The sequence below is a fragment of the Shewanella sp. M16 genome (assembly GCF_018224605.1).
GTDB classification, from domain to species: domain Bacteria; phylum Pseudomonadota; class Gammaproteobacteria; order Enterobacterales; family Shewanellaceae; genus Shewanella; species Shewanella oncorhynchi.
Window position 1 is genome coordinate 1 of the sequence record NZ_JAGTUL010000170.1, and the last position, 247, is coordinate 247.

The 247-nt window shown below is 54.7% G+C and carries 1 protein-coding gene; it reads left to right on the forward strand.

Features of this window, described 5'->3' with window-relative positions:
• A partial coding sequence (locus tag KFE26_RS23905) for a hypothetical protein (RefSeq protein WP_212601936.1) occupies positions 1 to 247 on the forward strand: 247 nt, incomplete at both ends.

The following is a 247-nucleotide window of genomic DNA, read 5'->3' on the forward strand; positions in this document are numbered from 1 at the left end:
CAAGACGTAATCTTGGAACAGTAGCAGATGCCACGCCATCCGTTGCGGATGTGGGTAATGATGGGGCTCAAATTGATGTCCCTGTAGCAATAGCGGGTACGACGGCGAGTGTAGGAACAACAGATCGTCCGTCTGTCGCGGGGCAGACCACCAACACGCATCAAACCGCAACAACGCCACAGGCTGATGACATATCTACGGACGAGATGCCTGTAACAGTGGCGGAGGCGAATGGCGCACAAGGTTA